The organism is Euzebya pacifica (assembly GCF_003344865.1).
GTDB classification, from domain to species: domain Bacteria; phylum Actinomycetota; class Nitriliruptoria; order Euzebyales; family Euzebyaceae; genus Euzebya; species Euzebya pacifica.
Genome location: NZ_CP031165.1, coordinates 196,186 through 220,454 on the forward strand (window position 1 = coordinate 196,186; position 24,269 = coordinate 220,454).

The 24,269-nt window shown below is 71.0% G+C and carries 17 protein-coding genes; 8 read left to right on the forward strand and 9 right to left on the reverse strand.

What is annotated here, in order from left to right:
- The first annotated feature begins 58 nt into the window (after positions 1-58).
- A complete protein-coding gene (locus tag DVS28_RS00885) occupies positions 59-2,794 on the forward strand; it encodes a cation-translocating P-type ATPase (protein ID WP_164709754.1) in 2,736 nt (911 codons plus the stop codon).
- 296 nt (positions 2,795-3,090) lie between these two features.
- A complete protein-coding gene (locus DVS28_RS00890; protein WP_164709755.1) occupies positions 3,091-3,882 on the forward strand; it encodes an IclR family transcriptional regulator in 792 nt (263 codons plus the stop codon).
- Between the two features lie 15 nt (positions 3,883-3,897).
- On the opposite strand, the gene DVS28_RS00895 is transcribed toward DVS28_RS00890, so the two are convergent.
- Together DVS28_RS00895 and DVS28_RS00900 are read right to left on the reverse strand one after the other, a co-directional pair.
- The gene (locus DVS28_RS00895) at positions 3,898-4,329 is read right to left on the reverse strand and encodes a hypothetical protein (protein ID WP_114589772.1); all 432 of its coding nucleotides are present in this window, start codon (positions 4,327-4,329) and stop codon (positions 3,898-3,900) included.
- Positions 4,330-4,354: 25 nt separating this feature from the next.
- Positions 4,355-6,763: an ATP-binding protein gene (locus tag DVS28_RS00900; RefSeq protein ID WP_114589773.1), complete on the reverse strand. Its 2,409-nt coding sequence runs from the start codon at positions 6,761-6,763 to the stop codon at positions 4,355-4,357.
- 188 nt (positions 6,764-6,951) lie between these two features.
- Here DVS28_RS00900 and DVS28_RS00905 point away from each other — a divergent pair, with 188 nt between their 5' ends.
- A complete protein-coding gene (locus DVS28_RS00905; RefSeq protein ID WP_114589774.1) occupies positions 6,952-8,406 on the forward strand; it encodes a PhoX family protein in 1,455 nt (484 codons plus the stop codon).
- Positions 8,407-8,430: 24 nt separating this feature from the next.
- Here DVS28_RS00905 and DVS28_RS00910 read toward each other — a convergent pair whose 3' ends face one another.
- The 3 genes from DVS28_RS00910 to DVS28_RS00920 all read right to left on the reverse strand — a co-directional run bounded on the left by DVS28_RS00910 (position 8,431) and on the right by DVS28_RS00920 (position 9,991).
- Positions 8,431-9,069 (reverse strand): thermonuclease family protein, encoded by a 639-nt coding sequence (locus DVS28_RS00910; protein ID WP_216826312.1) that lies wholly within the window; start codon positions 9,067-9,069, stop codon positions 8,431-8,433.
- A gap of 372 nt (positions 9,070-9,441) precedes the next feature.
- Entirely contained in the window at positions 9,442-9,735 is a 294-nt protein-coding gene (locus DVS28_RS00915) for a hypothetical protein (RefSeq protein ID WP_114589776.1), read from the reverse strand.
- 10 nt (positions 9,736-9,745) lie between these two features.
- Positions 9,746-9,991: a hypothetical protein gene (locus DVS28_RS00920; RefSeq protein ID WP_164709756.1), complete on the reverse strand. Its 246-nt coding sequence runs from the start codon at positions 9,989-9,991 to the stop codon at positions 9,746-9,748.
- Positions 9,992-10,132: 141 nt separating this feature from the next.
- On the opposite strand from DVS28_RS00920, the gene DVS28_RS00925 reads away from it, so the two are divergent.
- Complete coding sequence (locus DVS28_RS00925) at positions 10,133-11,209, forward strand: endonuclease/exonuclease/phosphatase family protein (RefSeq protein WP_114589778.1); 1,077 nt, start codon at positions 10,133-10,135, stop codon at positions 11,207-11,209.
- A 248-nt stretch (positions 11,210-11,457) separates the two neighbouring features.
- On the opposite strand, the gene DVS28_RS00930 is transcribed toward DVS28_RS00925, so the two are convergent.
- The 4 genes from DVS28_RS00930 to DVS28_RS00945 are packed head-to-tail and all read right to left on the reverse strand — an operon-like array spanning position 11,458 to position 17,793.
- Positions 11,458-14,325: an FAD-dependent oxidoreductase gene (locus tag DVS28_RS00930; RefSeq protein ID WP_114589779.1), complete on the reverse strand. Its 2,868-nt coding sequence runs from the start codon at positions 14,323-14,325 to the stop codon at positions 11,458-11,460.
- A gap of 4 nt (positions 14,326-14,329) precedes the next feature.
- Complete coding sequence (locus DVS28_RS00935) at positions 14,330-15,844, reverse strand: aldehyde dehydrogenase family protein (protein WP_114589780.1); 1,515 nt, start codon at positions 15,842-15,844, stop codon at positions 14,330-14,332.
- Positions 15,845-15,889: 45 nt separating this feature from the next.
- The gene (locus DVS28_RS00940) at positions 15,890-16,894 is read right to left on the reverse strand and encodes a proline racemase family protein (RefSeq protein WP_114589781.1); all 1,005 of its coding nucleotides are present in this window, start codon (positions 16,892-16,894) and stop codon (positions 15,890-15,892) included.
- A gap of 11 nt (positions 16,895-16,905) precedes the next feature.
- Complete coding sequence (locus DVS28_RS00945) at positions 16,906-17,793, reverse strand: dihydrodipicolinate synthase family protein (RefSeq protein WP_114589782.1); 888 nt, start codon at positions 17,791-17,793, stop codon at positions 16,906-16,908.
- A gap of 108 nt (positions 17,794-17,901) precedes the next feature.
- Here DVS28_RS00945 and DVS28_RS00950 point away from each other — a divergent pair, with 108 nt between their 5' ends.
- The 4 genes from DVS28_RS00950 (at position 17,902) to DVS28_RS00965 (ending at position 24,257) form a co-directional block, all read left to right on the forward strand.
- Entirely contained in the window at positions 17,902-19,095 is a 1,194-nt protein-coding gene (locus DVS28_RS00950; protein WP_164709757.1) for a PucR family transcriptional regulator, read from the forward strand.
- 202 nt (positions 19,096-19,297) lie between these two features.
- On the forward strand, positions 19,298-21,370 hold the full coding sequence (locus tag DVS28_RS00955) for a hydantoinase/oxoprolinase family protein (protein ID WP_114589784.1): 2,073 nt from the start codon (positions 19,298-19,300) through the stop codon (positions 21,368-21,370).
- Positions 21,367-23,079: a hydantoinase B/oxoprolinase family protein gene (locus DVS28_RS00960; protein ID WP_114589785.1), complete on the forward strand. Its 1,713-nt coding sequence runs from the start codon at positions 21,367-21,369 to the stop codon at positions 23,077-23,079. Before DVS28_RS00955 ends, DVS28_RS00960 begins: the two co-directional genes overlap by 4 nt.
- Before the next feature lie 41 nt (positions 23,080-23,120).
- Entirely contained in the window at positions 23,121-24,257 is a 1,137-nt protein-coding gene (locus DVS28_RS00965; protein ID WP_114589786.1) for a sugar ABC transporter substrate-binding protein, read from the forward strand.
- The last annotated feature ends 12 nt before the right edge of the window (positions 24,258-24,269 follow it).

Genomic DNA, 24,269 nt, shown 5'->3' on the forward strand with positions numbered 1-24,269 from the left:
AGTATCCCCCCTCCGGCGGACGGGTTCGACGCACGTGTTGCGTGGGTACGAGACGACCATGTCCGCACCCCCCACCGACCGTCCGCCCGCGACGGCCGACCTTCCTGCCGTCGACGGCCTCGCCAACCCCTGGTCAACCCCGGTGGAGGCGGTGGCGCGCGCCCTCGACGTCGACCCCGCCAGGGGCCTGACCGGCGACGAGGCGGAACGCCGCCTGGCGGCTCACGGCCCCAACGAGGTCGCCCAGGAGGAGGGGACGTCGCTGTGGCGGTTGGTGGTCAACCAGTTCCTCTCCCCGATCGTGGGCGTCCTGGTCGCCGCCGGGTTGGCGGCGCTGCTGGCCGGCGAGATCGTCGAGGCGGTCGCCGTCCTCATCGCCGTGCTGATCAACGCCGTGATCGGCTTCGTGACGGAGTACCGGGCGCTGCAGTCCGTGGAGTCGCTGCGCGAGCTGGGCCGGACCACCGCCGTGGTCACCCGGGACGGCACCCCGACGGAGATCGCGGCCGCCGACCTGGTGCCCGGCGACATCGTGCAGCTGGAGGAGGGGGACGTCGTCCCCGCCGACCTCCGGCTGGTCGAGGGGGCCAACCTGCAGGTCGACGAGGCGCCGCTGACCGGTGAGTCCGCCCCACAGGCCAAGGCCGTCGAACCTGTCGAGCCCGACACGCCGTTGGCCGAACGCGGGTCGATGGTCTTCAAGGGCACCCGCGTCACCGTCGGGTCCGCCAGCGGCGTGGTCGTCGCGACCGGCGCCGACACCCAGATCGGTGAGGTCGCCAGCCTGGTGGAGCAGGCCGACGACGGCAACGAGACGCCGCTGGAGCGGCAGCTCGACAAGCTCGGCCGGGCGCTCATCGTGGCCGTGATCGGCGTCGGTGTCGTCGTGGCCGGTGTCGGCATCGCCGTCGGGCAGGACGTGCAGGAGATGATCGAGACGGCCATCGCGCTGGCCGTCGCCGCCGTGCCCGAGGGCCTGCCCGTCGTTGCCACCCTCGCCCTGGCGCGTGGGGTCGTGCGCATGTCCCGTCGCAACGCGCTGGTCAAGCGCCTGTCGTCGGTGGAGACGCTGGGCTCGGCTGCGGTGGTGTTCACCGACAAGACCGGCACCCTGACCGAGGGCCGCATGACGGTCACGATGCTGCAGACCGGCCCCTCCGCCGTCGAGCTGGCGTCGATAGGTGAGGACGACGAGCAGGCACGGGCCGCGCTGGCGGTCGCCGCGTTGTGCGGCAACGCCACCCTGGGGGAGGAGGATCCCGCCGACGACGTGGGCGACCCAATGGAGACGGCGCTGCAGCGTGCCGCCATCACCGCCGGTGTCGGCGGCCGCGAGGACCTGCTGGAGGTCGCCCCGGAGCAACGAGAGGTCGCGTTCGACCGCGACACCAAGATGATGGCCACCTACCACCGTGTGGCCGAGGCAGGCGGGCCGGGCCTGCCTGCCGGCTCGACGCTGGTCGCCGTCAAGGGCGCGCCCGGTGCCGTGGTCGCCAGCGCCACCCGCGGGTGGGACGACGAACCGCTGACCGACGCCGACCGCGACGACTGGCTGCAACGCCAGCGCACCCTCGCCGGCCAGGGGCTTCGTGTGCTCGCGCTGGCCCGACGGGTGGTCGACGCCGGTGACGATGCCGCGTCGATCGAGCCGTACGAGGACCTGCAGCTGCTCGGCATGGTCGGGCTGCTGGATCCGCCCCGCGAGGCCACCGCCCAGGCCGTGGCCGACTGCCATCGGGCCGGTGTCGAGGTCGTCATGGTCACCGGCGACCAGCCGGCCACGGCCGCCGCGATCGCCCGTCAGGTCGGGCTGCTGGACCCCGACGGTGAGGGTGAGGACGAGGTCATCCGTGGCGCGGACCTCGAACCGGCCGAGGAGTGGGACGACGCGCGCCGCGACCAGCTGGCCAACACCCGCGTGTTCGCCCGCCTCGACCCGCGGCAGAAGCTGGACCTCATCGCGCTGGCTCAGTCACGTGGGCACGTCGTCGGCATGACCGGTGACGGCGTCAACGACGCACCGGCCCTGAAGTCCGCCGACATCGGCATCGCCATGGGGGACAAGGGCACACAGGTGGCCCGCGACTCCGCCGACATCGTCCTGCAGGACGACGCGTTCGAGTCCATCGTGGCGGCGATCCGCGAGGGCCGGACGATTTTCGAGAACATCCGGCGGTTCGTCGTCTACCTGCTGAGCGGCAACCTCGGCGAGATCCTCGCCGTCACCCTGGCGGCCGTCGGTGGGTTCGCCCTGCCGCTGCTGCCGCTGCAGATCCTCTTCATCAACCTGGTCTCCGATGTCTTCCCCGCTGCCGCGCTCGGCCTGGTCAAGGGTGACGACCACGTGCTCGACCGTGATCCCCGTGACCCCGAGGAGGCCATCCTCGACCGCGCCCGCTGGACCGAGACGATCGCCTGGTCGGTCCTCGTCGCCGCGGCGACGCTCGGCACCTTCGCCCTCGCGCTCGGCCCGTTCGGCATGGAGGAGGACGCCGCCGTCACCGTGTCCTTCCTCGCCTTCGTCGTGGCCCGCCTGGTGCACACCTTCAACATGCGCGCCCCCGACGAGCCGTTGCTGCGCAACCCCATCGTCCGCTCGCCGGTCGTGTGGGCCGCGCTGGGTGTGTCGGCCGGCCTGACCGCCCTCGGCGTGTTCGTCCCGCCGCTCGCCAACGTCCTCGGCGTGGTCGTGCCGGACGCCACGATGTGGGCCCTGATCGCCGCCGGCGGTGGCTCCGTCCTCGTCATCGGCCAGATCGCCACGACGATCCGCGGCTGGCTCGCCCGCCGCTGACCCCTTCGGGCCCGCCGAGCCGACGGGCGGGCCCACCGCCCCGGCGGCCCCGCCGGATGGAATCGACTCCACCCACGGATGGTTGGTGCCCAGCCGACGGGCACCAAGGCCGAGAAGACGCGGTCGGCCGGATGCAATGGACTCCGACGCCGGCCGGCGCCGCTCGAACTGGAGTCGATTCCGTTCACGAGGCCCGCGGTGCTGAGGCGGCTGCAACGCGATCACGGCGGCGGCCGTTCCGCCCTGCGGAACGTTGTAGGGTGCTGCGTCGGCCGTTGGTGGTGACAGGAGACCGGGTGTCGGAGGGTGAATCGAAGCAGCTGATCGCGACCGTCGAACGAGCTGCCGACGTGCTGACGTTGTTCACGACGGTCGAGAGCTCCGATCTCGGCGTGACCGAGATCGCCAAGGAGCTGGAGCTGTCCAAGGCCGTGGTCCACCGCGTGCTGAACACCCTGGTCTCCAAGGGGTTCATCGAGACGGACGACCGAACACGGCGCTATCGCCTGGGGCCGGCGGTGCTGGCGCTCGGTGAGGCCTACGTCGAACGGCTCGACCTGCGAGCCCACGCCCTGTGGTTCATGCGGAAGCTCTCGGATACGACCGGCGAGACCGCCACCGTGTCGTTGCGGTACGAGCACGAACAGTTCTATGTCGACCAGATCACCCCCTCCCGGCAGGTGAAGCTGTCGGTGTCGCTGGGCCGTCGACGGGCGCTCCACGACGGTGCGCCGGCGCTGGTGTTCCTCTCACTGCTCGACGAGCAGGAGCGGGAGGCCTACATCGCCGAACACGGACGGACCGGGGAGATTCCCGACCCCGACGCGCTGCGGCAGGAGCTGGCCCTCATCCGCGAGCAGGGGTATGCAACGGACGAGGGCGACGGTCCGAGTGAACCCTCGTCCATCGCCGCGCCGATCCTGGACCATCGAGGGGAACCGACGGCCGTGATCGGTCTGTGCGGGCCACGCGAACGGTTCGCCGACGTCCGCGACGAGGCGATCACCCTCCTCCTGGACGCGACGACCCACCTGAGCTACCACCTCGGCAGGCCACGCAACTGGGCGATCAGCCCTCCCGAGTTCTGATCCGACCGGCTGGCCTCAACCGCCGCCTGCCCGAACCGTGGCTGCCTTTCGTCGGCGGGCCTCCCTGACCCCCTCCACTGCTTCCAGGACGTCGTGGACGGTGTCGAGGATCAGGTCGAGCTCCTCGGCGGTCGGGGGCATCTCGTAGGCGTGGTGGTGGCTCGCGGCTGACAGCCGGCCCCACGCGAACGCGGCCCGACGGGCGGGCTCGCGGGGGAACACGTTGGGCAGGACGAGGAACATGGCCCGGCCGCTCAGCTGCCGCAGCTCGCCGAACAGGCCGAACAACGCTTCCTCCAGCGCGGCACGGCCGAGCAACGCCGCCCCGCGGCTGGCGGTCGAGCCGAGGTTGCCGATGCCACGCGAGGCCAGCAGGCGGGCCTGCATCAGCAGCTCGTCGGGTGTCGGTGCGGCCTCATCACCGCCGGGCCCACCCGTGCCGATCACGATGCCTCCCGGCGGATCCGGTCGATCAGGTTCCGCAGCTGGCGCACGAACTCTCGCTCGTCGGTGATCCGGCGCTCCCCGACATGCGCGCCCTTCTTGCAGTCGTTGAACACATCGGCGAACGACCGCCCCCATCGGTTGAGGGTCGGGAACAGCTGGTCGCCCTGCTGGTCGTCGTCGAACAGCGCGAGGGTGAGCAGGTCGTGGGTCGAGGCGTCGGCCAGCAGCCGGTCGACGGCGTGATGGTCCTCTCCCGGCCCAGCCGCCGCCGGCGCACGAGCTCCACCGACAGCGCCTCGAGCGCGCCGCGTCCCATCTGGGCGACCAGGCGTGCCCGCACCCCCGGCTTGAGGTCCGCCGTCCGGGCGATCGCGTGGGCGTCGTCGAGGTGGCGGCCGACCGGGTCGTCGACGACCTTCAGGTCGACCACCGACCGGGCGCGCCGCTGCACCTCCACCACCGTCGCCTCGATCTGCAGCTGCCGGACGGCGTCGGGCAGCCGGGTGTCGTGGGTCAGCACGATTACCTGTCGGGTCTCCGCGACCTCCGCCAGCACCCGCGCCAGCCCCTCCACCTTCGAGGGGTCCATCGCTTGCACCGGGTCGTCGAGCACCAGGAAACGGAAGGGGCTTGCATCCAGCGTCGCCCGCGGCAGGAACACCGCCAGCGCCAGCGCGTGCAGCTCGCCCTGGCTCATCACGCCCAGCGCCGAGGCGTCCCGGTCGTCGACCGCCACGTCCAGCTCCAGCGAACGCCTCGCCCCGGACCGCTGGAGGTGGAGGTTCTTCAGGCTGACGTTGGACTGCAGGCGCAGCCGGTCCCAGTATCCCTGTACCGCTTCGCGGATGGGGTCGAACCGGGCCCGCTCGATCTCCGTTGCGCACTCGGCCAGCCACGTCTCGGCCTGCTTGGCGCGGCCGGCGCGGATGTCTGCGGCGAGGGCGTCGTGGGCGTCGTCGACCCAGCGGGCCACGGCGTTGGCCAGCGGCCGCCAGTCGTCCTGCTTGGCGTCCAGCGTCGAGGCGGCCAGCGCGTTGAGCGTGGTGACGGCGTCGTGGACGGCCGGCACCGCCACCTCCACGTGCGCGGCCAGCTCCAACGGGTCCTCGGGGATGCCCTGCCCGTCGGGGCCGCCGTGCAGGGTCGCCCACGCGATGGCGGCGGCCGAGGCGTCCAGACCGACCAACGACGCGGTGGCCAGCGCATCCGGCGGGGTGGTCATCAAGGCCGTCGCGGCACGACGCGCGGCGGCCAGCTCGGCGTCGGCCCGGCGGACGGCCTGGGCCTGTTCGGCCAGCTCGTCGGCGCGGGTCCGAGCCTCCTCCGCCCAGCTGGCGTCGAGGGTCGTGCCGGAGCCACACAGCGGGCAGGGGACCGGGCCGTCGTGATCGACGTGGCCGATGGCCTGGCGCAGCAGCGCCGCGACGCGGTCGGCCCGTCCCGCGTCTGTGGTCGTGGCCTCGGCGTGTGCCGACTGGGCGTCTCGCAGCGCGGTCGCCGCGGCGGTTGCATCGACGGGATGGGGGCTGTCGAGGGTCGCCAGCGCTCGAAGTCGGGCCAGGTCCGACGTGGGCTGGGTGCTGTCCTCGGTCATCGCGTCGGTGGCGGCCTGGAGATCCCAGGTGCGCCCGTCGATGGCCGCGAGGACCTGATCCGCTCGTGGGTCGCGTGACGCCCTGAGCTCCTCGACGAGGGTCTTGCGGCGGTCCTTGACGGCCTTGATGGGCTTGGCGTCGGCAAGGCGGGCCTGGCGCAACACCTCCACCGCATCACGGAGCGGCTGGACACCGAGGATGTCGGCGATGGCGTCGTAGAGGTCGGCCGGGCGGCCGTCGAACATGCCGCCCAGCTCGTTGAACGACAGCATCGGCCGGTACTGCGCCAACGGGGTGGACCAGCCGAGCTCCTGCACCGTCCGACCGTCGTCGAGGACCGAGCGGCCGGTGTCCACGTCACCCTCGTCGGGCCAGCTGTGGGTGAGGGTTCGGGGGCGATCATCCAGCCCGACCACATCGACGTCGACCCGGGCGACGTCGCCGTCGTGGAGGTTTCGCCACGTCTCCTTCCACGCCTTGCTGCGGCCGGCCCAGCGGTGCGACTCGCCGGTCAGGCACATCTCCAGGCCCTCGGCGAAGGAGGACTTGCCCGACCCGTTCCGCCCGACGACGAGGGTCAACCCGGGACCCGACGGCAGGTCCAACCGGCGGGAGGTGCCGATGCCCCGGAAGCCCTGCACGGTGATGCCGTCGAGGAAAACCTGGGTCGTCCCGGAACCGACGGCGTCCCCACCGGAGACGTTGTCGGGCCACGTGGCGGTGTCCGCCGCCTCCAGCGGGGTGCCGGTGCATGCGGCCACCACCATCGCGGCGACCCCCTGGTCCAGTCCCGCTCCCTCGAGCCGGTCGCGTACGACCGTGGTCAGCTCCTTGTCCACCCTGTGCTCCTCGCATCGTGCCGAGGCGCAACCGTGCCCCACACCCTCCGTCAGTGGTGACGGAGGCTACTGGATGCGTGGGCGAACGGGACCGCTGGCGCCGTTGTCGTCGGTGGAGTCGAACAGGGTGTACCCGACGGCCGGCCCGGACTAGGGTCGCCGGTGGAGCCGAGACAAGGGGAGATGTCATGGACAGGGGAATCGACAGGCGAGCAGTGCTTCGCGGGACGGCGCTGGCCGCAGCGGCGATGGCAGGCGGACCGTTCCAGGGATTTACGGCGTGGGCCCAACCCCAGGAGCGCCGCGGCCGGCCGATCGGGTACGGCGCCCTGGGACCGGTCGCCGACCTGCGAGACGGCCAGGTCAGGCTGTCGCTGCCCGAGGGGTTCCAGTACCGCTCCTTCGACGTGACGGGCGGCACGCTCGGGGACGGGACGACGATCCCGGGGCGCCACGACGGCATGGCGGCCTTCCGGGTGCGCGGCGGCCGGACGTTGCTCGTTCGCAACCACGAGGTCAACGGCCCCGTCGGCGCCATCGGCGACCCCGGCACCGCCTACGACCCGGCTGCGGGTGGCGGCACCACGACCATCGAGGTGGACCGCTTCGGCAACGTCGCCAGCAGCGCGGTCAGCCTCAACGGCAGCCAGATGAACTGTTCGGGCGGGGCGATGCCGTGGGGCAGCTGGCTGTCGTGCGAGGAGACCGTCAACGGCCCGGACGTCGGCAACGACTTCACCGGCCAGGACAACAGCCAGCTCCAGCAGAAGCACGGGTACGTCTTCGACGTTCCGGCCCAGCTGCCTGCTGACCCGACCGAGGCCAACGAACCGATCCGCAGCGCGGGACGGTTCGCCCACGAGTCCGCCGTCTGGGACCCCGGCACCCGGGCGCTGTACATGACCGAGGACAACTTCGCCTTCCCCTCGGGCTTCTATCGCTACCTGCCGCCGACCAACCCGATGCGAGCCGGCCGGCTCGTCGACGGCGGTCGTCTGCAGATGCTGGCGGTGGTCGGGCAGCCGAACGTCGACCTCGCTGGTGAGGGCGGTCCCGCGCCGGCGGTCGGCAGCACCTTCGACGTGGAGTGGGTCGACATCCCCGATCCCGACCCGACGTTCGCGCCGGGCACGACGAACGACGAGGCCATCCAGGCGGTCGGTCAACAGGGCCGTGACGCGGGTGCCGCGATCTTCTCGCGCCTCGAGGGTGCGGCGACCCGGGGCGGCACCGTGTGGTTCACCTCGACGCAGGGTGGCGCCACGCCACCGGGTGCTGGTGATCCGTCGGGCTTCGGTGGAGGACGGGGACAGGTCTGGGCGTATCACGCGCCGACGGCGACCCTCCGGCTGGTCTACGAGTCGCCGTCCACGGACGTGCTCGACTTCCCCGACAACATCGCGACCAGCCGGTCCAACACGCTGGTCCTGTGCGAGGACGGCAACGACGGCAACTTCCTGCGCGGCCTGACGCGGGACGGCCGGATCTTCGACTTCGCCAGGAACGACATCGCGGGCCGTACCGACGACGAGTTCGCCGGCGCGACGTTCGGGCCCGACTGGAAGACCCTCTACGTCAACATCCAGGCACGCAGCGGCCTGACGTTCGCGATCTGGGGGCCCTGGCAGCGCGGCGGCTTCTGAACGACCGGGTCGTCCACCGAGCCGTCAGCCGTCGTAGTAGGGGTAGGCGTCGGTGGGCGACCACGCGGGGTAGGTGTCGCAGCCCCACCCGTCGGTGGCGGTCGTTGAGTTGCCGTCCAGCCGGAACGGGTCGTCGTTGCCGAGGAGCTCGACGGTGTGCCCCACCTCCGCACAGTCCAGGTCCGGCCCGTCGGGCAGGCACTCGCGATAAGCCGGGTGGCACGGCCACTGGCCCGTGCGTCCGGCGTGGGCAGTGTTCGCTGCGGGCTCGGCCGCACCGCCACGGTCCTGGGCCGCTGGTGCCCAGCAGGTCTGCCACAGTCCGACGTCGGTCGCCCGGGCCTCGGCGAAGGCGGTGTCCAGCTCGTTGGCGTAGCCCGGATGCTGGTGACGGAACTGGTCGAGGTAGCGGTCGTCGACCAGTCCCTCCCGCGCCATGAGGACCCCGAGGTCGCCGGTCGACGTGTGGATCCGGGCGACGCTGCGGCCGTAGTCGTCGGTGGCGTAGGTCTCGGTCGTGAAGCCCGTCGACATCAGCTCGTAGGCCCGTCGGGACGCCTCGGTCCCGCCACACGCCGATCGTTCGGGCGCGTTGACCATGCCGACCCGGTACTCGACCCCGTCGCTGGCGACGAACGAGTCGCCGTCCTTCTCCTCGACCACGTGCAGCAGCGCCGACCCCTCCAACGGAACCGCGGTGGGAACCGCTGTAGGGGTCGCCGCCGGGGCCGAAGGGGGTGGCGTTGGGGTACGGGACGCCGTCGGGGTTGGGGTCGGTGTGGAGTTCGGGGTCGGCGTCGGCTCCGGTGTCGGCGTCGTGTCCTCGAGGACGGCCGCGTCCTCGGACGGTTCCTTGGCCGGAGTCGACGTACAGCCCACGAGCAGGAAGCCGAGTGAGAGCACGCACGCCAGAACGGCTGCTGGCCGACCTCCCGACAACGCCACGCCCACCCTCCGGTCCTCTGATCACGACGAAGCGTCAGCGTGCCTCGCCCCCTCCGTCAGTGGTGACGGAGGGTACCGGTTGGGTCGGGACTATTCGTCCACGGGTCGCGAGGCGGCCGCGGGCTCGTCGACCACCGGCCGTCTGAATCCGGGCGCGTTGTAGCGGGGCCGCCACACCGTGATCAGCACCGCTTCCAGCCGCTTCGCCCGGTCGACGTCGATGCCGAGCTCCTCGAGGGTGACCCACGAGACGACGTAGCGTTCGCTGATCCAGGCGACCGTCGGTGCGCCGGGGGCCAGCACATGGGCGCGGGCAACGCTCTTCCGGAAGGCCGACTTCTCCACCACCGGCCGGCCCTTGCCGTCGACGACGCCGTGCAGCAACTGGGCGGCATCACGGGCGGTGGGCCTTCTCGGGGCGGGGTTCGAGGTAGGTGGGGCGGAGGTGCTGGCCCCAGATGCGACCTCGAAGCCCCTTCTGACCCAGGGCCCGGCCGACATAGACCGGATGATCCGGTCCGTCCCGTGGCCACCATGCGTACAGGCCCGGCGCGCGGGGAACGGCGTCGGCGGTGAGGCCGCTGACCGGGTGACGTAGTGCGGCGGCGAGCTCGAGCTCGGGATGTGCCTCGGGGGCCATCTGCGCCATTCCTTCCATCCCCCCGCACGGGACGAAGAACGGACGCATCCTTTCACATCGGCGCGGCGGCTTGTCGGGCTATGGTCTCGATGCGTCCCGGACACCGCCGGTCCGGGCTGGAAGCCGAGGAGAGGGACGTTGATGCGCTGGGTCGGTCGGATCGCGATCGGGTTGCTGGTCGTGGTCGTGCTGCTGGCGGCCACCGTGTGGTTCACCACGTTCCATCCCGACGACGTCCAGGCCGAGGACGTCGTCTGCGCCGACGATGCGCCGACCCTCCAGCCCGGGCAGGACGTCACGATCCTGTCGTGGAACGTCCAGTACATGGCCGGCAAGGACTACGTCTTCTTCTACGACCTGCTCGACGAGTCGGGTCCGGACGAGCGGCCGTCGCCCGAGGCGATCACCGCCACCTTCGAGGAGGTCGCCCGGGTCATCGGCGACGTCGACCCCGACGTCATCCTGCTGCAGGAGGTCGACGACGGGGCCGCCCGCACCGACGGCGAGGACCAGCTGGCCCGCCTGCTGGACATGGTCTCGCCCGACTACGCCTGCCACACCTCGGCGTTCTACTGGAAGGCCGCCTGGGTGCCACACCCGCGGATCCTCGGGTCGGTCGGCATGAAGCTGTCCACGGTGTCGCGGTACCGCATCGAGGACGCCACGAGGTACGCCCTGCCCATCATCCCGGCTGACCCGGTGACCGAGCAGTTCGGCCTCAAGCGGGCGATCCTGGAAGCCAGCCTGCCGGTGGAGGGAGGGGAGTCGCTGCTGACCTACAACACCCACTTCGACGCCTTCGCCCAGGGCACCGACACGATGCAGCGCCAGGTCGCCCAGGCGTCGGAGCGGCTGGCGTTCGTCACCGCCCAGCAGATCCCATGGGTGTTCGGCGGCGACCTCAACCTGCTCCCGCCCGGACCGCAGTACGACGACCTCGGCAGCGACGAGCAGGCCTACTACCTGCCCGACAGCGAGCTGGCGGTGCTGACCGACGCCTACCCGGTCGTCCCGTCGCTGGAGGAGTCCAACGGCCCCGGACGGGCCAGCTGGTACACCCACTTCCCCAACGCCCCGACCATCGACAGGCCGGATCGCACGATCGACTTCGTGTTCCTCAGCCCCCTGCTCGGGCTGGGCGACCACGAGGTCCGCCAGGCCGACACCCTCGACATCTCCGACCACCTGCCGGTGATCCTGGACGTCACCCTGCCCTGACCCGGCGGCGGCACGCCCGAACGAGCGTGCCGCCACCGCCCACCCCTCGTGACGGATCTTGACCCAGCTCACGGGGTCAAGCGTCTGTGGTGGGTCACCATCCACCAGCCCGGCGGCGCGTTCGCGGCCGTGAGGACGGAAGAGCGGGGCGGATTCCGCCACACGGTGGGTCAAGATCCGCCCGGGGCGGGGGTACATGCCTGCCCGCGGGGGAGGGGTGGCCGGCCCCCGTGGGGCGGGGCGAGCGGTCAGCCGTTGGCGGTCAGCCGGGCCAGCTGGTCGACGAGGACGGGCTGGGCGACGGGGCGGGACTCGAGGTGGCCGGGGGAGGGGTGGCCGGCCGCGCGGACCATGCTGGAGACCAACGGCCCGCAGACGCCGCCCTGGCAGCGGCCCATCCCACACCGGGTCAGGCCCTTGACGGCCCGGGCGTTGGTGGCGCCGTCGGCGATGGCCCGGCCAACGGCCTCGGCCGGCACCTCCTCGCACCGGCAGACCGTCACGTCGTCGGGCAGGCCCACCGTCCACTCGTCGTCCCACGGGTACAGGCGGGCCAGCGCGTCGCGGAACCCGTCCCAGCGACGCACGGCCCTGCGCGCGCCCGAGGGCACCGCCGGGCCGACCGTCGACGCCAGGATGGCCGCGCCGGCCAGGTGGCCCTCGGCGACCGCCTTGTCGGCTCCGGCCACCCCGGTCAGCTCGCCCGCCGCCCACACGCCGGGCACCGACGTCGACTGCTCGTCGTCGACCACCACGGCCGGTCCTGCGGTTCCCGGCCGGTTCACCAGCTCACATCCCAGCTGGACCGCCAACGTCACGTCGGGCAGCAGCCCGTCGGAGACCGCCAGCGCGTCCACTGCCATCCGCGCCGTGCGGCCGGACGGGGCGCGCATGGCCACCTGCTCGACCGCCTCGCCGTCTGCCGACGCGATGGCCTCGACGACCCGCCAGCCGAACCGTGGCGGCCGGCCACCCGTCAGCCGGGCGAGGTCGGCCAGCTTGCCCGGGTGCCCGAGGCCCACGGGCAGCCCACCGACCGCGAGCCGTCGCAGCGACTGGGCCTCCAGCGTCAGCAGCGGCGGCGTCCCCGCGGCACGCAGCGCCGACGCGACCGCCAGCAACAACGGCCCGGTCCCCGCCAGCACAACCCGTTCCCAGGGGCTGTGACCCTCCTGCTTGACCATCGCCTGGGCGGCCCCCGCGGTCAGCACTCCCGGCAGCGTCCAGCCAGGGAACGGGCGCACGACCTCCCGGGCGCCGGTGGCCAGCACCAGGTGATCGGCCAGGACCAGCCGCAGCTCGTCGTCCACCGACACCATGACCTGGAACCGCCTGGTCGCCACCCCGGCGACCTGCTGCACGGCCACCACCTGCGCCCCGCCGAGGTGCTGGACGCCCCGGCTGCCGTCATCGATCAGCTCGGCCCAGGGCCCCGAGGGAGAGGCGGTACCGGCACGCTGTCGTCCGATCTGGCCACCAGCCGACGGATACCGGTCGACGAGCCCGACCGACAGCCCGTTGCCACGCACCGTCGCCGCTGCGGCCAGGCCGCCGGGTCCCGCGCCGAGCACGGCCACATCGACATCCATCACCACCGAACCCGCACCCGTCGAACCCGCCGCCGAGTCCGGACCGTCGTCAGCCCCCGACGGCTCGCCAGCGGTCGGTTCGCCAGCGGTCGGTTCCCCAGCGGTCGGCTCGGCAGCGGTCGGCTCGAGGCACGCCCTGACCGTGGTCCCGTCCGCCCGGGGCAGGACGCAGTCGTGGCAGTGGCCGATGCCGCAGAACAGGCCGCGGGGCCGATCCTCGAACCGGGTGCGCCGCCAGGACTGCTGCCCGTCGGCGAGCAGCGCCGCGGCGACGGTGCTGCCACGGCCTTCCTTTCCGCCCGTCAGCCCCGACCCACACGAACCGGTCGTCGACGCGCACGACGGGGAGAGCACGAACGGCGTCGGACCCGGCACCCGGTCCACGACGCGTTCGTCCGTGTCGTGCAACCGGCGGGGGTCGAACGCCTCGTCGGTGCGGCCAGCCAGCACGGACTCGGCCAGCACCTCGGCAGAGCCCAACGCCAGGCCGATACCCGCACCTTCGTGACCCGAGCAGTGGAACAACCCCTCCACCCGGACGTCCGGACCGATCAGCGGCAGGTGGTCCGGCGTGGCCGGCCGGAAGCCCTGGTAGGTCCGGATGATCCGCACCCTGCCCAGCGACGGGAACAACGACGCGGCGTTCCGGCTGAGCTCGCCGACCAGGTCCCAGCGCTGCTGGGTGTCCCAGCCGACGGCCTCGCGGGTCGAGCCGATCAGCACCGTGCCCGAGACGGTCGACTCGATGACCGGTGCCACCTGGGCCGCCCCGTCGTCGCTCGCCACCGCCTCCACGTAGCGGCCGTCGTAGACCTTGTGGCGAACCGTCCCCGGCGGGAGGGGTTCGGTCACCAGCAGCAGGCCACGACGGGGGAACACCGGCGCCACGCCACCCAGCCGGGCAGCCAGCTCGCCCGACCACGGGCCGGCCGCGAGGACGACGGCGTCGGCGTCGATCCGCGACCCGTCGGCCAGCTCGACACCCACCCCGGCGGTCAGGGACGACAGGCCGACCACCGACACGCCGACCCGCTCCTCCACCCCCAGGTCGAGCGCCGCACGACGCAACGCCCGGACGGCGTGGATGGGCATGACCTGTGCGTCCTGCGGGAAGCTGATGCCACCCACCAACCCGGGGGACAGCTGGGGCTCCATCTCGCGCAGCGCCGCCCGGCCCAGCACCACCGACTGCACGCCGAGCGGACGCTGCCCCTCGGCCTGCGCGGCCAGCAACCCGAGCTGGCTGTCGCTGCTGGCGGTGATGATGCCGCCCTTCTCCTCGAACTCGAACGGTTCGGCGGACTCCGCGGCGAAGGCCTTCCACAGCTCGATGGACCGCAGCGCCAGCCGCGCCTCGGCGGGGATCTCCTTGTCGCTGACGAGGATGTTCCCCTCGCCCCGGCTGGACGTGCCGGCGCCGGCGACGTGCCGTTCGACGACGGTGACCCGTGCACCTCGGCGCGCCAGCTCGCGGGCGGCCGCCAGGCCGATGATCCCGGCGCCAACGACCACGACGTGGGTGGTCACCGAGCTACTGCGCCCAGGTGGGCAGCGCGTCGTCGGAGAAGGACTGGAAGGCCACCGGTCGACGGAACCGGTCGATGGCGGCCAGCCCGACGCTGGTGTGCAGCGGCGCGGTGGTCGCCGGGTACGGGCCGCCGTGGTGCTGGCCGGGGCTGACCCGAACACCCGTCGGGTAGCCGTTGGCGATGACCCGACCGACCTTGCGGGCCAGCCGGTCGGCCATGCTGCGCGCCCACGACGACTCCTCGGGGGTGAAGTGCAGCGACGCGGTCAGGGCCGGCTCGAACGCGTCGACGACCTCGTCCAGCTCGTCGTCACCGGCGAGCACGACCAGGGTTGCCGGACCGAACACCTCCTCGCGAAGGACCGGCTCGTCGACGAACGTGGCGGCGTCGGTGGACAGCACGGCCGCGGCACACCCACCGTCGGCATCGGGGGCGCGGACGACCTCGACGCCGTCCACGGCCGCCGCACGGTCCAGCCCCTCGACGAAGCCGCTGACGATCCCGCCGTGCAGGAGCGGGTGGCCCGGCGTCCGATCGCCCAGCGCGTCGCAGAGACCGGTCAGCACGGCACGGCCGTTGTCGTCGTCGGGCAGCACGATCAGCCCGGGCTTGGTGCAGAACTGGCCCTCGCCCAGCAGGTAGCTGCCGGAGATCCCCTCGACCATGCCAGCCACGTCGGCCGCCGCACCGGCGGAGACGACCAGCGGGTTCAACGACCCCATCTCGGCGTACACGGGGATCGGACGGGGCCGTGTGGCGGCCAGGTCGAACAGGGCACGGCCGCCGCGCAGGCTGCCGGTGAACGCCACGGCGTCGACGTCGGGGTGCGTGACCAGCGCCTGGCCGACCTCGTGGCCCCCTTCGTGCAGCACCGAGATCATCCCCTCGGCGAGGCCAGCGGACCGCAGGCCCTCGGCGAGCAGCCGACCGCACAGCTCGGCGGTGGCCGGCTGGGCCGGGTGGGCCTTGGCGACGACCGGGCAGCCGGCGCCGAGGGCGGCAGCGGTGTCGGTACCGGCGACGCCGAACGCCAGCGGGAAGTTGGAGGCGGCGAACACCGCGACCACGCCGAGCGGCACCGTGGTGCGGTGCAGCGCCGGGGCGGCCGGGCCATCGCCGGCCGGGTCGACCACGACATCACGACGGCTGCCCGTGCGGGCCTCGGTCGCCATCATCCGCAGCTGCCCGACGGTGCGGGCCAGCTCGCCACGCAGCCGAATCTCGCCCAGGGCGGTCTCGGCGTCGGCGGTGGCGACCACGACATCGGCGGCGGCCTCGAACGCATCGGCGGCCGCCTCCAGCCCCTCGGCGATCGCGGCCATGTCGATCGGGTCGGCCAGCGCCTCGACGGCGGCGGTGACGGCGTCGTCCAGCTGGTCGAACCCGACGGTGGTGTAGCTGGGTGTCAGCGCCTGACCCGTGCGTGGGTCGGTGGCGGAGAAGGCGTCGCCGTCACCTGCGGTGGGCTGGCCGGCGATGACGGACTGGCCGGTCGGCTGGATGGAGGAGGTGGTCATGACAGGTCTCCAGAGGGAGGGACTCGCGGATGTTGGGCGGGGCGGTCAGCCGAGCAGGAAGCCCTCTGACCAGGGGTCGGTGGGGTCCAGTACGAGCTGGTTCAGGCCGGTCACCCACGCGCGACCGGTGATGGAGGGCACGACCGCCGGTAGCTCCCCGACCGTAGTGGTCCCCAGCAGCTGGCCGGTGAACCGCGAGTCGATGATGGAGGTGTGGACGAACGGCGTGTCCAGCGCCAGGTCGCCTCGGGCGTGCATGGATGCCATGCGGGCCGAGGTGCCGGTGCCGCAGGGCGAGCGGTCGAGGTACCCGGGGTCGATGACGACGGCCCCCCGACCGTCCACCTCGTCGTCACCGGGCGCGGTCACGAGGACGTGGTGGGTGCCGGCGATGTCGGGCCGTTCCGGATGGACGATGTCGAGCTGGTCGTTGGCGGCCGCCATCACGCGCATGCCGGCGTATAGGACGGTGCCGGCGTGCTCGGGCCGGAGGGTGACGTCGAGGTCGTCAGCGGAGACGAGCACGTAGAAGTTGCCGCCGTAGGCCACGTCGACGGTGACCTCACCGATGCCCTCGACCTTCACGACGGCGTCGCGCAGCAGCAGGAAGGAGGGGACGTTGCGAAGGGTGACGGACGTGCAGGCGCCGTCGACGACGCTTGCCTCGGCGACGACCAGGCCGGCCGGGGTGTCCAGCCGCACGGTCGTGACCGGTTCGATGACCTGGACCAGCCCGGTCTCCACGGCGGCCGTGACCGCGCCGATGGTCCCGTGGCCGCACATGGGCAGGCAGCCGGTGACCTCGATGTAGACCACGCCGAGGTCGGCATCCGGACGGGTCGGCGGGCACAGGATCGCCCCCGACATCGCCTGGTGGCCACGCGGCTCGAACATCAGCAGCTTGCGCCAGCCGTCCAGCGTCGTGGCGACGTGGTGGCTGCGCTCGGCCATCGTCTCGCCGGGCAGCACGCCGAACCCGGAGGTGACCACCCGGGTCGGCATGCCCTCGGTGTGGGTGTCGACGGCGGTGAAGACCTTCCTCGCTCGCATCGCGGTCGACCTCAGCCCTTGCCGGCGGCGAGGGCGCGACGGGCGTCGGCGCGGACCTGCTGCTCGACATCGGCCGGCAGGGGCAGGCGGGGCAGCCTGGACGGGCCGCCGTACCGGCCGGCCTCCTCCTGACCCAGCTTGATGGCCTGCACGAAGCGTGGTTCGGCGTCCCAGCGGAGGATGGGGAGCATCTCGTCGTACAGCGCGAGGGCGTCGGCGATCTTGCCGGACTCCGACAGCTCCAGCAGGCGGACCGACTGCTCGGGGAAGGCGTTGACGAACCCGCTGATCCAGCCGCGGGTGCCGACCAGCGCCGACTCGACCAGGACGTCGTCGCAGCCGCAGATGACCTGCAGCTGGGGGACCAGGTCGGCGAGGTGGCGGACCCGGCGGACGTCCATGGAGAACTCCTTGAGCCCGACGACCTGCGGAACGGCCTCCACGGTCTTGGCCATCAGCGCCGGCACCAGGTCCACCCGGGTCGACCACGGGTTGTTGTAGGCGATGATCGGCACACCGACCTCGGCCACGTGGGCGTAGTGGGCGACGACCTCGTCGTCGGTGGGGGCGTGCGACGTCGGGGGCAGCAGCATGACGGCAGGGCAGCCGTGGGCGGCGGCCTGCTCGGTCCAGCGCCGGGCCTCACCGGCGGACTTGCCGGCCACGCCGGGGATGACCCGGTCGGCACCGACGGCAGCGACGGCGGCGTCGACGACCGCAGCCCGTTCCTCGTCGGTCAGCGCCTCGTACTCGCCGAGCGAGCCGTTGACGACGACGCCCTCGCAACCGGACTCCACCAGCCACGCGCAGTGCTCGGCGAAGCGGTCGAGGTCCAGGGTGAGGTCGTCACGGAAGGGAAGGGTGGTGGCGGGCCAGACCCCGCGGAGCACGTCAGTCATGGTGTGGACCGTACGGCACGGGCCGACACGGGTATATCGACGATCGTCGAACGTTTGCGCTGAGCTGGCCGATGATCATCGAGGCCGACTTGTGGCACTGTGGACGACATGGACGTCACGCTGCTGCAGGAGGTCGTGAACGCGCTCAGTCGGGACGTCGAGCGGCCGGTGGTGCTCGAGGACGAGGACCAGCAGCCGATCGTGCACAGCCCTCATTACGGGCAGACCGACCGGATGCGTCGGGACACCATCATGCACAAGTCCACCAGCAAGGAGACGGTGGAGTACTTCAGGCGTTATGACCTGGCCTCGCGGACCGAGCCGTTCGTCGTCCCGGGCAACGAACGTGGCGTCCTGCCCCGGCTGTGTGTGCCCCTGCGCTACGACGAGAAGCTGCTGGGCTACGTATGGGTCCTCCTCCCGGATGAGGAGATGTCCGACGACCACCGACGAGCGGTCGAACGCGTCAGGGAACCGCTCGCCGAAACGCTGTGGTTGGACCGCCTCTCCCGCCTTCGCGAGGGACGAATCGTCGAGGACCTCCTCAATGACGACCACGACCGGCGGCTGCGTGGCCTCGTCGCCGTCGAAGCGAAGCACGCCTTCGATGCGCCGGCGAGGACCATGGTCCTCGTGGCCGTCGGCCCCGGCTGGGCGGTTCGTGCGGCCAGGCGGGCCTTCGTGATGCAGCGATGGGTAGCCGACCCGGCTTCACAGCTGCGGCTGGTCGACGTCGACGAGGGCGTGGCTGTCGTTGCCCACATCGCCTCGGGCAGGGATGCCGCGGATGGGGTGCTGGCGGGGGGACTCGATCTCGATGCGCTGGAACGGTCCATGGGACAGATCAACCGAGTCACCGACGGTTTGCCAGTCATGCTGGGCGTCGGTCCGTCCGTCGCCTCCCCTGGCGCGCTGCCCCGCTCCCACCGAAGGGCCCGGCAGGCGGCAACTGTCGCCCTGCGGATCGGTCCTTCCAAGGGCTTCGTTTCGACGTGGGAGGGGCTGGGCGTTTACCGGCTGCTGGTCCAGCTGCCACGCGACGCGCTTGCCGACGGCGTCGACCCGCGGTTGGTCGGCCTCATCCAGGACGTACCGGAGGTGGCCGCCACATTGGAGGTCTACCTGGACGGCGGTGGAGCGGTAGCGGCCGCAGCCGACACCCTGCACATCCATCGCACCACCCTCTACTACCGACTGGAGAAGGTGACCGAGGCGGGTTTCGACCTGCACTCGGGAACCGATCGCATGACAATCCAGGTCGGGTTCGCCGCGCTGCGCCTGCTTGGACGCTGGCCGGCTTGAACCGACAGTCGCAGGGTCCGTAGGCCGAATCCTCCAAGAGGAATCGAACGTCTTCCACGCTTCGACAATAGTCGAAACGAGGGCCCGGAAATGTTCGACCGATGTCGCTGGAGCACCGCTCCTCGCCGCGAATAGCGTCCGTCATCCAACCCACAGAGCCCCGCGGCCATCACGGTCCGGGCAACTGTCGAAGGGATGACAGATGGCAGACAGGACACGGCTTGCGATCGACGTCGGCGGCACCTTCACCGACGTCGTCCGCCTGACACCGGACACCGGCGAGCTCCGTTTCGAGAAGGTGCCCACCACCCCCGACGCACCGACCGATGGGGTCATGGCTGCCTTCGAACGGGCCGATGTGGCACCCAGCGACGTCGTGATGTTCAACCACGGCACCACGCTTGGACTGAACGCCCTGCTCACCCGTACTGGGGCACGGATCGCGGTCGTCGGCACGAAGGGGTTCCGCGACGTGTACTTGCTCGGCCGCACTGACCGCCGAACCAACTACGACATCACCCATCGCAAGCCCCAGCCACTGCTCGAGCGGTACGACACCTTCGAGGTGGCGGAACGGAGCACCTTCGACGGCGGAGTCCACCAGCCGTTGGACACCGACGATGCTCGACACGTCGCCGAAACCCTCGCCGAGCGAGGGTACGACGCCGTCGCGGTGGCCTTCCTCCATGCCTACGCCAACCCGGCCCACGAACTGGCGATGCGCGAGATCCTCAACGAGGTCGCCCCGGGTCTGGAGGTGACGCTCTCCCACGAACTCTCACGTGAGTATCGGGAGTACGAGCGCACCAGCACGGCCGTCCTCGACGCCTACATCAAGCCCATCGTCAGGCGCTACCTCCAGCAGCTCGACGCGGAGCTGACCGACCGGGGGTTCACCGGTCGCTTCCTGATGACCCGGTCCGGTGGGGGCGCGATGACAGCCACCGCAGCCCGTGACCAACCGGTCAATCTGATCCTCTCCGGTCCTGCCGGAGGGGTCATTGGTGCAGCCGCGCTGGCACCCAGTCTCGGCCAGCCGAACCTCATCACCATCGACATGGGTGGCACGTCCCTCGACGCGTCGCTGGTCATCGACGGGGAGCCGGTCAGCCACCAGGGTGCCGAGTTCGAGCACATGCCGATCAACACGCCATCGCTGTACATCCACACCATCGGCGCCGGTGGTGGCTCGATCGGCTGGCTCGACGAGGCCGGTGCCCTGCAGGTCGGTCCGCAGAGCGCCGGAGCGATGCCCGGACCCGCCTCGTACGGTCGTGGTGGAACCGAGCCCACGTTCACCGACGCAGCGCTGGTCCTCGGCTACTTGGGCGGCGACACCCCGTTGGGTGGCACGCTCCAGCTCGACCGTGACCTGGCCGAGAAGTCCCTCGAACCTGTCGCCGCGGCGCTGTCGTTGACGGTGCAGGCCCTCGCGAAGGGCATGGTTCAGATCTCCGCGACGAAGATCATGGGAGCCGTTCGCGCCATCACCGTCGAGCTGGGTCGTGATCCCAAGGACTTCGCCCTCCTGGCGTTCGGCGGTGGCGGCGGTCTGGTGGCCGTGGACGTCGCCAGGGAACTGCAGATTCCCACGGTCGTCGTCCCACCGGGGCAGGGCGCGTTCTCTGCGCTGGGCATGCTCGTCGCCGACGTCCAACACGACTTCGCCCGCACCGCCGTCACACCCTTGGAGGGTGTCGAGCTCCGCGTCCTCGAGGAATCGTTCGTCGAGATGGAGACCGAGGCTGCCGAGGTGCTCCGCGAGGAGGGCTTCACGCCGGACCGCACCCAGCTGCTGCGCAGCGTTGACGTGCGGTACGCAGGTCAAGAGCACAGCGTCACCGTCTCCTACCCCTCCACTGGACTGGATCCGGTCAGCGCGATCGAGCAGCAGTTCTCCGAACTCCACGAGCGGCAGTACGGCCACACGATGCAGGACCCGGTCGAGCTGACGACACTCAGGGTTCGGGCGGTCGGGATCGTGGACAAGCCCGAGCTGCCGCAGATGGCCAGCCGCACCGACGACGGACCCCCGTCCCTGGGGACCCGGCCCGTCTACGTCGACATCGACAACCCCGCCGTCCCCTACGGCTTGTACGAGCGCGAATCGCTGCTTGCCGGTGACACCGTCGAAGGGCCGGCGGTGGTCACCGAACACACCGCCACGACCGTCCTGCACATCGGCGACAGCCTGCGCGTGGGTGACCACGGCGAGCTGGTCATCGACGTGTCGCCGACCCCCTCCGCCAGGACCGCCAAGGAGCACGTCGCATGACCGACGCAATCACCACCGAGATCATCCGCCACGGCCTACTGGCCAACGCTCAGGAGATGGCACGCAACCTGTGCCGAACCTCTTACAACACCGTGGTCTACGAGATCCACGACTACGGGATCGGAATCCACGATGCAAACGGGGACGTGGTGGCTGATGCCCCGGGCATCGCCATCTTCACCCGAGGCAACGACCACGGCATCAAGAAGGCAGTGGAGTTCCTGGGCCGGGAGAACCTCCACCCCGGCGACGTCGTGATGCTGAACTACCCCTACTGGTCGTCGGCCCACACGCTGGACCCGTTGGTCTTCGCACCGATCCACGACGACGGCGAGATCATCGGGTTCGCGTCGTGCCGGATCCACGTCCTGGACCTCAAGCAGAAGGACGCCGGGTACGTCCTTGACTCCACCGACATGTACCAGGAAGGGATCTTCTTCCCGGCCAGCAAGCTGTACAACCGCGGTGTCCAGAACGACGACATCTTCAACCTCATCCGGTTCAACAGTCGGATGCCGGAACGAACGATCGGGGACATCCAAGCGCAGGTGTCGGCCTGTGTGACGGGCGTCCGTCGGACCCAGGACCTCGTGGTCAAGTACGGTCGGGAGACGATCGCCGAGGCCATGGTTGCCATCAACGACCACGGCGAACGGCTGGCGCGGCTCGCACTGGCCAAGCTGCCCAAGGGAACGTGGCGGGCGCACGACTTCGTCGACACCGACGGCATCGACCTGGACCGCATGGTCAAGCTGGATGTCGAGGTCACGATCACCGACGACGAGATGATCCTCGACTGGACCGGCAGCGACACCGACGTCAAGGGCCCGATCAACCTGCCCATCGGTGGCACGGAAGCGTTCTGCAGCCTGATCTTCAAGTCGTTGACGACCCCTGACACATCGGTCGTCGCCGGCAACTTCCGGCCCATGCGGATCATCACCACACCGGGTTCCGTCGTGCACGCTGTGCCACCCATGCCCACCTTCACACTGTGGACCGGGCTGCTGGGGGGCGAGGTCATCCTCAAGGCCCTCGCGCAGGGCATGCCCGACCTCGTGCCGGCCTGCTCCGGCGGGGACGTCTGCTCGATGATGGGCCTCGGGGTCAATCCCCGGAACGGCGAGGCCTGGCTGGAGGCGACCAACGAAGCCGTTGGCTTCGGCGGGCACGCTGGTGGCGACGGTGAGGACGGGATCATGCACCTCACCGAACCGGGCTGTCGGAACAACCCGGTGGAGGTGCTGGAGACCAAGTCTCCGATGTTCATCGAGTCCTACGGATACCGGCCGGACAGCGGTGGCGCCGGCGAACATCGCGGGGGCGTCGGCGTGGGGCGGGCCTACCGCTTCCTGGCCCCGTCGACCGGCATCGCCATCGTCTACAAGACCCTGACCAAGCCGTGGTCGATCGGGGACGGCCAGCCCGGTGACAACAACCACATCGTCCTGAACCCCGGAACTGATCGCGAGGTCGTCAAGGGCGGCAGCTACAACGCCCTCGACACCGGTGACGTGCTGGTCAACAACACCGGCGGAGGCGGCGGCTGGGGCGACCCGTTGCGACGCGATCCCGCGGCGGTGGCCGCCGACGTCCGCAATGGCTTCGTGTCCGCCGAGGCAGCCCGACGCGACTACGGCGTCGTCGTTGACCCACGGACCCACGAGATCGACGACGAGGCCACACGACGACTGCGGTCCGCCGCGTGAACCACCAAGCACCCAATAGGTCCACGAGAGAAGGAACAGACATGCGAACACCCACCCACCCTGCACGACTCCTGCTGGCCTCCTTCCTGCTGATGGCCGTGATCGCCGCCGCCTGCTCGACGGATCCGTTGGAGAACGACACCGGCGCCGAGGACGTCGGGACGGCGGACACCGTCGCCGGCGACGCCACCGACGCAGCCGAAGAGACCGGTGATGACACCGCCGCCGACACCGACGCGGACAGCGCCTCGGACGACGGCATCGCGATCGCGTTCTTCGCCTCATCCAGCCAGAACGGCTACAACCAGGCCACCTACGAGGGCATACAGGAGGCCGCCGAGGCCGCCGGCGGGGTGACCACGGAGATCTTCGACGGCGAGTTCAGCGCCGACGTCCAGTTCAACCAGATCGAAGACGTCATCGCGTCGGGACGATTCGACGGCTTCGTGGTGGTGCCCAACGACACCGTCGGCATCGCCTCGGCGGTTGAGGAGGCCATCGCCAGCGACATCGGCGTCGCCACGGCGCTGTTCCCCATCGGCCCTGACCTCGGGACGATCGAGCCCCAGGTCGAGGGCATCATCACCGCTGCTGCCCCTGTCGAGCCCCAGTCGGCGGAACTGGCAGAGGGCGTCGTGGATTACTGCGCAGACATCGATCCGTGCCGCGTCATCATCCTCATTGGGCAGCTGCAGTTCCCCTTCGACAACGTCCGGTACGAGGCCATGACGAGCGTCCTCGCCGAGCACGACAACATCGAGCTCGTCGCCACCGGCGAGGGCAACTACGACCGTGACCAGTCCCTGACGGTCATGCAGGACCTGATCCAGGCCAACCCTGAGTTCGAGGTCTTGCTGTCCAACGCCGACCAGCACGTCGCCGGCGCCCTCATCGCTCTCGACGAAGCCGGGTTCGACATTCCAAGCATGTACATCGCCGGGGGTGGCGCCACCGAGACCGCCATCGAGGGCATCCGCGCCGGACGCTGGGACGCCACCGCCACCAGCTTCCCCGCCAGCGAAGGGCGCCTTGCCGCGGAGAACCTGATCGCCTCCCTCCGGGGCGAAGAGTTCGACCAGGTCATCAACATGAACGAGGCCGGCGCGATCCCCTCGGCGGTCATCACGGCAGAGACGCTGGAGGAACACCCCGATTTCGAGGCCGAATGGGACGGCTGATCGTGGCCCCCT